The sequence below is a fragment of the Stenotrophomonas sp. GD04024 genome, assembly GCF_029837545.1.
Classification (GTDB): Bacteria; Pseudomonadota; Gammaproteobacteria; order Xanthomonadales; family Xanthomonadaceae; genus Stenotrophomonas; species Stenotrophomonas forensis.
In genome coordinates this window covers 23,603-31,563 of record NZ_JAOEDV010000052.1, presented here as the reverse complement: position 1 = coordinate 31,563, position 7,961 = coordinate 23,603, and the positions used below count along the sequence as shown (strand labels likewise).

General features: G+C 66.3%; 7 protein-coding genes. All 7 read right to left on the bottom strand.

Going from position 1 to position 7,961, the window contains the following annotated elements; genetic code table 11:
• The coding region (locus N7590_RS15495) for an NAD-dependent succinate-semialdehyde dehydrogenase (protein WP_053509838.1) at positions 1-1,364 on the bottom strand (1,364 nt) is incomplete at its 3' end.
• Positions 1,365-1,456: 92 nt separating this feature from the next.
• Entirely contained in the window at positions 1,457-2,299 is an 843-nt protein-coding gene (locus tag N7590_RS15490; RefSeq protein WP_005408823.1) for an ABC transporter permease subunit, read from the bottom strand.
• Positions 2,296-3,228 (bottom strand): ABC transporter permease subunit, encoded by a 933-nt coding sequence (locus tag N7590_RS15485; protein ID WP_164241050.1) that lies wholly within the window; start codon positions 3,226-3,228, stop codon positions 2,296-2,298. The genes N7590_RS15490 and N7590_RS15485 overlap by 4 nt, the downstream gene beginning before the upstream one ends.
• On the bottom strand, positions 3,225-4,361 hold the full coding sequence (gene potA, locus N7590_RS15480; protein ID WP_053509843.1) for a polyamine ABC transporter ATP-binding protein: 1,137 nt from the start codon (positions 4,359-4,361) through the stop codon (positions 3,225-3,227). The genes N7590_RS15485 and potA overlap by 4 nt, the downstream gene beginning before the upstream one ends.
• Before the next feature lie 172 nt (positions 4,362-4,533).
• Positions 4,534-5,643, bottom strand: a complete 1,110-nt coding sequence (locus tag N7590_RS15475) for a polyamine ABC transporter substrate-binding protein (protein ID WP_164241049.1) — start codon at positions 5,641-5,643, stop codon at positions 4,534-4,536.
• Between the two features lie 91 nt (positions 5,644-5,734).
• Positions 5,735-7,129, bottom strand: coding sequence for a glutamine synthetase family protein (locus tag N7590_RS15470; protein WP_006429229.1), 1,395 nt, complete (start codon positions 7,127-7,129; stop codon positions 5,735-5,737).
• Positions 7,126-7,887 carry a gamma-glutamyl-gamma-aminobutyrate hydrolase family protein gene (locus tag N7590_RS15465; protein ID WP_164241048.1) on the bottom strand — a complete coding sequence of 254 codons (762 nt, stop codon included), beginning with the start codon at positions 7,885-7,887 and terminating at the stop codon, positions 7,126-7,128. The genes N7590_RS15470 and N7590_RS15465 overlap by 4 nt, the downstream gene beginning before the upstream one ends.
• Between the last annotated feature and the right edge of the window lie 74 nt (positions 7,888-7,961).

Sequence of the window (7,961 nt, the reverse complement as noted above, 5' to 3'; positions counted from 1 at the left end):
CAGGCCACGTAGACGGTCTTGATGTTCATGAACTCATGGATGCCGTGGTCGGCCAGCTCGCGGCCGAAGCCAGACTGCTTGCTGCCACCGAACGGCAACCGCGCGTCACTCTTGACGATGGCGTTGACGAACGCGGCGCCACACTCCATCCGCTGGGCAAAGCCTTCGCCGCGCACCGGGTCGCGGGTCCACACGCTGCCGCCCAGGCCAAAGCGGGTGTCATTGGCCACGCGCAGCGCCTCGGCCTCGTCCTTGACCCGGATCACTGCAGCCACCGGCCCGAACAGTTCCTCGTCGTACGCCGGCATTCCCGGACCCACCTGATCGAGCACCGTGGCCGGATAGCCGGCATGCGTGCCGGCAATCGGCTCGCCACCGACCAGCACGCGCGCGCCCTTGGCCACGCTGGCCTGCACCTGCTTGTGCAGTTCGTCGCGCAGGTCGGCGCGGGCCATCGGCGCCAGCGTGGTACCACGCTCATCCGGATCGCCGTACTGGCGCTCGCCCGCCGCCTCAACGAAGCGACGGGTGAATTCATCGGCCACGGCATCGACAACGATGAAGCGCTTGGCTGCGATGCAGGTCTGGCCGCTGTTGTCGAAGCGTGATTTCACTGCCGCCGCCACGGTCTTGTCGAGGTCGGCATCGTCGAGCACCACGAAGGCATCACTGCCGCCGAGTTCCATCACCGACTTCTTCAGCTGGCTGCCGGCATTGGACGCGATCGAGCGCCCTGCCCGTTCGCTGCCAGTCAATGTCACCGCCTTCACCCGCGCGTCGCGCAGCACGTCGGCGGCCTGGTCGTTGTCGATGTGCAGCACATCGAACACGCCTTCGGGAAGGCCACCGTCACGGCACACCGCCAGGATCAGGTCGGCGCACTGCGGCACGTTGCTGGCGTGCTTGAGCAGGGCCACATTGCCAGCCATGAACGCCGGCGCGAGGAAACGGAACACCTGCCAGATCGGGAAATTCCACGGCATCACCGCGAACACGCAGCCGATCGGCTCGTAGCGCACGTAGCTGCGCTGGGCTTCGGTGTCGATCAGCTGTGGCTTGAGGTAGTCAGCGGCGTGGTCGGCGTAGTACTCGCAGGCCGCAGCACACTTGTCCACTTCGGCCAGCGCTTCGGCCTTGAGCTTGCCCATTTCATGGGTCATCGCCTGCTGCAGGTCGTCGCGGCGTGCGCGCAGCTGCGCGGCGATCTGGCGCAGGATGGCGCCTCTTTCCTGCAACGAGCGATCCGCCCAGCCCGGGAAGGCCTCGGCGGCAGCCTGCAGGCGCTGCTCGATATCGGCAGCGCCCATCAGTTCATGGCGGTAGGTCACCAGGCCGGTGGCCGGATCGACAATCTCGACGGTCATGGGGGATCTCCTTCAGGAAGACCCCAATTGTGCGCCGCCGGCCGTGAGCCGGATGTTGCCGGCGCTGATGTTGCCAGCACTGCCGGCAGACCTCAGCCGTTGTCCTGCCGCGCCAGCTGCAGGTCGCGCTGGCGCCGCTTCTCGGCGCGTGCATTGATGTACCAGCCGATCACCGCGGCGATCGATACCGCCGACACCAGCAGCGTTGCCAGTGCATTGATCTTCGGGCTGATGCCCATGCGCACCGAGGCGAACACCTTCATCGGCAGCGTGGTCGAACCCGGCGTGGCGACGAAGCTGGCCACCACCACGTCATCCAGCGACAGGGTGAAGGCCAGCAGCCAGCCTGCCACCAGTGCCGGGGCGATGATCGGCAACGTGATGCGGCCGAACACGGTCAGCCGGCTGGCACCCAGGTCCATCGCCGCTTCTTCCAGCGAGAGATCCATTTCCTGCAGGCGCGAGGACACCACCACGGTGACGAAGCACAGGGTGAAGGTGACGTGCGCAATCCAGATGGTGGCCAGGCCGCGCGCGGGGAAGCCGGGAATCGCGCCCATCGAGGCCAGCAGCGCCATCAGCGAGAAACCGAGGATGACGTCCGGCATCACCAGCGGTGCAGTGACCAGGGCGCCGAACAGCGGCTTGCCGCGGAAGCGCTTGAAGCGGGTCATTACCATCGCCGCCAGCGTGCCCAGCACGGTGGCGGTACAGGCGGTCCAGAACGCCACCACCAGGCTGGTCCACATCGCATCCATCAGCGCGCGGTCGGCGAACAGGTCGCTGTAGGCACGGGTGGAGAACCCGGCCCAGACCATCGCCAGCCGCGAGCTGTTGAACGAATAGAACATCAGCAACAGGATCGGCAGGTACAGGAAGGCGAAGCCGAGCAGCAGCACGCCCAGCCCCAGGCCCTTTGCGCTACGCGGGCTCATGCCTGCTTTCCTTCCAGCAGGCGCTGCTGGGAACGGTTGAACAGCAGGATCGGCACCAGCAGCAGCAGGATCATCGCCACCGCCATCGCCGAGGCACCCGGCCAGTTGCGGTTGTTGAAGAACTCGTTCCACAGCTGGCGGCCGACCATCAGCGTCTCCGAACCGCCCAGCATTTCCGGGATCACGAATTCACCGATCGCCGGAATCATCACCAGCATGCAGCCGGCGATGATGCCCGCCTTCGACAGCGGCAGGGTAATGCGCAGGAACGCCTGCCACGGCTTGGCACCGAGGTCGTAGGCCGCTTCCAGCAGGCGGTGATCGTGCTTGACCAGGTTGGCGTACAGCGGCAGCACCATGAACGGCAGGTAGCAGTAGACGATGCCGATGTAGGCGGCGGTCGGGGTGTCGATCAGCTGCAGCTTGGGCAGGCCCAGGCCGGTCATCAACGCCTGCAGGCCGGTGAACTGCAGGAACTGGTCAAGCAGGCCGTTGCGGTCCAGGATCGCCTTCCACGCATACACGCGGATCAGGAACGAGGTCCACGACGGCAGCACCACCAGCATCATCGCCACGTTGCGCGCGGCCGGCGAAAGGCGGGCGATGGCGTAGGCCATCGGGTAGCCGATCAGCAGGGTGAGGAAGGTGGAGATGGCCGCGATCTTGATCGAGCTCAGGAACGCCTGCGCATAGATCGAATCGCGGAACAGCGCCAGGTAGTTTTCCAGGTTCAGCTTCAGCGAGAAGCCGCCGTCCACGTACTGCAGCAGCCAGGTGTACGGCGGCGAGCCGACCCGGCTGAGCGAGAAGCTGATCATCAGCACGATCAGGAACGGCACCGCGAAGAACAGCAGCAGCCACAGGTACGGAATGCCGATCACCGTGGCACGCAGCCCCGGCAGCCAGCGCTTCAGGCCGGCGACGTTCATGAGGTGAGCACCACGCCATCGTTGTCGCGCCAGTGCACCCACACACTGTCGCCCCAGGTCAGGCCATCGCTGGCCCAGCGCTGCGAGTTGGCGAAGTTGGCCAGCACCTTGGCGCCGCTGGGCAGGCGCACGTGGTAGACCGAGTGGCTGCCGAAATAGGCGATGTCCTCGATCACGCCCTGTGCCTTGTTGGTGTGCCCTTCCGGCTCGTCCTTGCCGATCATCACCTTCTCCGGGCGCAGCGCGAACGCGACCGGCTGCCCTTCATAACCGGTGATGCCGTGGGCGATGTAGATCGGTGCCGGGAACAGCGGCGAGCGCACGGTCACGTACTCGGGCAGGTCCTCGTCGATCACCCCGTCGAACAGGTTGACCGACCCGATGAATTCGGCCACGAAGCGGTTGGCCGGCTGCTCATAGACCTCGTCCGGCTTGCCGACCTGCTGGATCCACCCGGCATCCATCACCGCGATGCGGGTGGCCATGGTCATCGCTTCTTCCTGGTCGTGAGTGACCATCACGCAGGTCACGCCCGACGATTCGATGATGCTGACCAGTTCCAGCTGCATCTGCGAGCGCAGCTTCTTGTCCAGGGCGCCCATCGGCTCGTCCAGCAGCAGCAGCTTCGGCCCCTTGGCCAGCGACCGCGCCAGCGCCACGCGCTGCTGCTGGCCACCGGACAGCTGGTGCGGCTTGCGCTTGCCCAGGTGGCCCATCTGCACCAGTTCCAGCATCTCGCCGACGCGCTTGCTGATCGCGTCCTTGCCCAGGCCATCCTGCTTCAGCCCGAAGGCGATGTTCTGCTCGACCGTCATGTGCGGGAACAGCGCATAGGACTGGAACATCATGTTGACCGGCCGCTGGTACGGCGGCAGTGCGTCCAGGCGCTGGCCATCGAGGGTGATGCTGCCCTTGGTGGGCGTCTCGAAGCCGCCCAGGCAGCGCAGCAGGGTCGACTTGCCACTGCCGGAGCCACCGAGCAGGGCAAAGATCTCGCCCTTGCGCACGTCCAGGTTGACGTCGTCGACGGCGACGAAACCGTCGAATTCCTTGCGCAGGTCACGAATGGAGAGATAGCCGGGCACACCCGTCGTGTCGACGACGGCGGCTACCGGCTGGGCTTCAACGGGCATGGGGGCTCCGGGAGCGGGCGGTGGACAGCGGCCGCCATTCTAACGGCCCGGGGGCGCAGGGGATATGACGGCAACAGGCGGGCGGGGCCGGTCGGGCCGCGCCTGCGCGGCCACTGCCCTTGCCGGGCAAGGCCCGCCTCCCTCCCGGGGAGCGGGGGGCCGCCGGACCGGCTTACCGCCCGGTCTTCACCTCGGTCCACAGCCGGGTGTAGAGCTTGTCGGTCGCCGGCGTGTTGATCGAATAGGTGAACATCTTCTCGGCCACATCGGCCGGCGGATAGATGGTCGGATCGGTACGGATCGCCTCGTCCACCAGCGGGGTCGCGGTCGGCACCGGGTTGGCGTAGTGGATGAAGTTGGTGTTGGCTGCGGCCACCTTCGGCTGCAGCAGGTAGTTGATGAACGCGTAGGCCGCTTCCGGGTGCTTGGCGTCCTTCGGGATGGCCAGCATGTCGAACCACTGCGGGGCGCCTTCCTTCGGGATCGAGTAGGCCACGTGCACGCCATTGCTGGCTTCCTCGGCACGGTCGCGGGCCTGGATGATGTCACCCGACCAGCCGACCACCAGGCAGGTGCCGCCATTGGCCAGCGAGCCCACGTACTGCGAGGAGTGGAAATTCTGCACGTACGGACGGATCGACTTCAGCAGGTCGGCCGCCTTCTGCAGCTCGGCCGGGTCGGCGCTGTGCGGGTCCAGGCCCAGGTAGTGCAGCGCGATCGGGATCATGTCCGCCGGCGTGTCCAGGATGGTCACGCCGCAGTCCTTCATCTTGCTGATGTTTTCCGGCTTGAACACCAGGTCCCAGCTGTTGGCGATGTCGGCGCTGCCGCCGAAGCGCTGCTTCAGCATGTCCACGTTGTAGCCGATGCCGGTGGTGCCGATCATGTACGGCACGCCGTACTCGTTGCCCGGGTCCTGGGTGGCGATGCGCTTCATCACCGCCGGATCGAGGTTGGCCAGGTTCGGGATCTTGCTCTTGTCCAGCGGCAGGAACACCCCGGCCTGGATCTGGCGCCCGAAGAAGTTCAGGGTCGGCACCACCACGTCGTAGCCGCTGTTGCCGGCCAGCAGCTTGGTCTCGACCATCTCATCGCTGTCGAACACATCGTAGGTCACCTTGATCCCGCTCTCCTTCTCGAAGTTGGGGATGGTGTCCTCGGCGATGTAATCGCTGTAGTTGTAGACGTTCAGGACCTGGCTGTCCTGCGCGCCACCTTTGCCACCGCCGCAGGCGGCGAGCATGGCGGAGGCCAGGCCGAGCGTGAGGATACGCAGCTTCATCGGGTGCTCCAGAATGCGGGAAGGGGGGCCGGCGGAGCCGGCAACGGGTGCCAGCCTACCCCCCGGCGGCGGATTTTTCTATTGCGGACGCTCAGACGTTCAGCAGCAGGAACTCGCGTTCCCACGAGCTGATCACGCGGAAAAAGGTCTCGTATTCCTTGCGTTTGACCGAGATGTAGGCCCGGCAGAAACGCTCGCCCAGCAGTGCCTGCAGCGCGCCGCACTGTTCCAGGCCATCCAGTGCCTCGCCCAGCGAGCGCGGCAGGTTGTAGCCCAGTTCCTTGGCACTGCCGCTGACCGGTGCATCCGGTGCCAGGCGCTCGCGGATGCCGAGCAGGCCGCAGGCCAGGGTGGCCGCCATGGCCAGGTAGGGATTGGCGTCGGAACCGGCGAAACGGCTTTCGACGCGCATGTTTTCCGGGGTATCCAGCGGCACCCTCAGGCCGCAGGTGCGGTTGTCGAACCCCCAGTGCACGTTGCTTGGTGAAACCTCGCCGAACACCAGCCGGCGGTAGGAATTCACGTTCGGCGCGAAGAAGGCCATGGCCATCGGCACATACTTCTGCAGGCCCGCCAGGTAGTGGGCGAACATGGGGCTGAAATCCTCGCCGCCATGCTCGCCACTGAACACGTTCTGGCCGTCGCTGATCCGTACCAGGCTCTGGTGGATGTGCATGGCGCTGCCCGGCTCGTTCTCCATCGGCTTGGCCAGGAAGGTGGCGTACACGCCGTGGCGCATCGCCGATTCGCGCATGGTGCGCTTGAACAGGAACACCTGGTCGGCCAGGTCCATCGCGTTGGCGTGGGTGAAATTGACCTCCAGCTGCGCCGCGCCGGACTCGTGGATCAGCGTGTCGACGTCCAGCTTCATCGCGTCGCAGTAGTCGTACATCAGGTCGAGGATCGGGTCGAACTCGTTGACCGCATCGATCGAATAGGACTGGCGCGCCGTTTCCGGACGGCCCGAGCGGCCCGCCGGGGGCAGCAGCGGGAAATCCGGGTCGGTGTTCTTCTGCACCAGGAAGAACTCCAGTTCCGGTGCCACGACGGGGCGCAGGCCCAGTTCGGCATAGGCGTCCAGCACCCTGCGCAGCACGTTGCGCGGGGCCAGCTCGTGCGGTTCGCCGGTCTTGGTGTAGCAGTCGTGGATGATCTGCGCCGTCGGGTCGGTGGCCCAGGGCACCATGCGCACGGTGTCCGGGTCCGGACGCAGGATCATGTCCGAATCTGACGGCGAGGTCAGGTCGTAGTAATCGTCGGGGAACTCGCCCGTGACCGTAGTGGCGAAGATGCCTTCCGGCAAGCGCGTGCCGTAATCGTGCGAGAACTTGTCGGCGGGGATGATCTTGCCGCGCGCGTTGCCGGTGATGTCCGGCACCAGGCATTCGACCTCGGTGATCCGCCGCTCCTTCAGCCAGCGCAGCAGACTGCTTTCCTGCGGTGCGGGGGGCGTGGCCGTCTTGCGCGGGCGCGTTCGGGAACTCATCGGGAATCCAGTCGGTTCTGTTGGTGCTGCCGGCAAGCTTGGCCGAACGCACGGAAAATAGCGTGATAGAACGGCGCCTGCATGACACGCCACTCCGGGTGCCACTGTACGCCGAGCACGAATCGATGATGCAGGCTGCGCGCCGCCTCGACCAGCCCGTCGTCGGCCACCGCCTCGACCCGCAGCCCCCGCGCCAGGCGGGCGATGCCCTGCCCATGCACCGAATTGACCTGCACGCGCTCGCCCTCGTGCCACTGCGCCAGCCAGCCATCGGCCGCCAGCGTGACCGCGTGGGCCGGCCCATACTGCACCTCCACCGGCGCCTGCGGGTCCTCGCGATGGTCGTCCAGGCCCGGCACCACATGCACCTGCGGATGCAGGCTGCCGCCCAGTGCGACATTCAACTCCTGGAAGCCGCGGCAGATCGCCAGCACCGGCAGGTCCAGCGCCAGCGCCTCCTGCAGCAGCGCGAAGGCATTGGCATCACGCGCCGGATCATGCGGGTTGCCCAGCCAGCTGCGGCCGCCTTCATAGTGCTGTGGTTCGATGTTGCTGACCGCACCGGTCAACAGCAGGCCATCGAGCCCCTGCAGCCAGTCACTGGCCGGCAACGGCGGCTGCAGGCTGGGCAACACCAGCGGGGTGACGTCGGCCGCCTCGACCAGCGCGCGCACGTACTTTTCGCCAGCCACCGCGAAACGGTGATGGCCGAGCACGGTACTGTCGGTGGGCAGGCCCACCCAGGGCAGGCGGCGCATGGGAAAACTCCTTGGCGTATGGGCACGTTACCCGTCGCCCGACGAACGCGGCAAGTCATCACCGTCACACCATG